The organism is Paenibacillus ginsengihumi DSM 21568 (assembly GCF_000380965.1).
GTDB classification, from domain to species: Bacteria; Bacillota; Bacilli; order Paenibacillales; family NBRC-103111; genus Paenibacillus_G; species Paenibacillus_G ginsengihumi.
Genome location: NZ_KB905687.1, coordinates 1 through 1,450, shown reverse-complemented (window position 1 = coordinate 1,450; position 1,450 = coordinate 1). Strand labels below are relative to the sequence as shown.

The window sequence follows — 1,450 nt, the reverse complement described above, 5'->3', positions numbered from 1 at the left end:
GAGAAGGCGGCACGGGAGGCAGACCAATCCACCCCGCCGAAACAGGACACTGAGGGGACGGGTAACGCAGTCTTCAATAACGGTAGAGTCACTGTTGAGGCAATCAAATCAAATCCTACTGCATTCAAAGGCAAATCGGCAGACGAAATCGCCCAAATGCTAAGAAATGAAGGATACGATGTTACTGTACAAGATTCCACTAAATCAAGTTCAGGGGCAAAAATTATTAAGATAAATAATACTGGCGGAGAAAGGAATATTACTCAAGTCCAAGTATCGCCCGGAGGTGGGAGACATGGAGGAAGCCCGTATGTAAAAATTAGTACGAATGACCAAGGTATCATAAAGGTAGTTGATGGTGCTGAAAGTGCCTATAAGACAGATGGAAAAGAAACAGCAACAATAATCTTCATAGGAGGTAATTAACTATGGTGTTGTTGAATGCCCCTATTGTCCCGTGGGAGGGAATGGGTGGAGTGAAACTTTACAGCCATATTAGCGAATTTTATGACATAATTAAAAATCTCAACGATGCTGATGCTCTATTAGGAAAGTCTCTAGTAAGATATGAAATTAAAGATGAAGTTTGCTTGTGGTTTAATTTATTCAATGGGAAGTTGTTCAAAATTACCGCATTAAAGAACTATACTGGAAAGTTATTTGATGTAATTCATATTGGCATGTCTATTGACGAAGTTTTGGAAATAGAGCCAAGTTTTAAATATGACGATTTCGAAGAAGTATATTGTAGTCCTAAAGGGATTTATATTGAGACTGACCCTGTTGAAAATACTGTATTATGGATTTCCGTGTACATTAAAGAGATTGATAATGAGGACTTTGATAAAGGGAACTGGTAATGTGATTTTACCTTGATTGGCTTCGTGCCTTTCAAGGTTTTCTTTTTGGTGGGGGCTACCCAGTACCGAGTGAACACACTTTTCAACCAATAACACATATAACCCATGTATTACCTGTATAAAAAATTCGTCATTTTGATTGTACGCACAAGCAATGCTTGAATTTTATAACCTAAATAACGCTATTCCGTTGTATTGAACAGGTCGATTATGGTCAGATACCTCCATGATAGACCTGTTTTTTGTTATCTTCGTTTTCTCACAGGTTTTTGAACATAATCGCAACTTTGCGAATAGATACAGCGATGGATATAGTGTCAGGCACATCGCAACTAATCTACCGGATAGTCCGACCACTATATTGTCAGGACATATCTGAACAAACGGGAAGGTCATGTGTGAAAGGCTAGCCACCGATTCCCTCATTCCTATAATCTAAAAGAAGGGAAAAATCCTGATTTCCTAATTGAGGGGAAAGTGTTTGATTGCTATGCTCACTAGCTTTGCAAAGAAGCTGACATCATATGGTTAAAGCCAGGGTAATTACTTTTTAGTCCAGAGGAGCATCGATTTTCCAGTCACGATTTCCG

2 protein-coding genes are annotated in these 1,450 nt (G+C 39.0%); both read left to right on the top strand.

Features of this window, described 5'->3' with window-relative positions:
* Positions 1–426 (top strand): hypothetical protein (locus F591_RS32195; RefSeq protein ID WP_040742853.1); only part of this gene is annotated, 426 nt, incomplete at its 5' end.
* A 2-nt stretch (positions 427–428) separates the two neighbouring features.
* Positions 429–860 (top strand): hypothetical protein, encoded by a 432-nt coding sequence (locus F591_RS0127000; RefSeq protein WP_019537642.1) that lies wholly within the window; start codon positions 429–431, stop codon positions 858–860.
* The last annotated feature ends 590 nt before the right edge of the window (positions 861–1,450 follow it).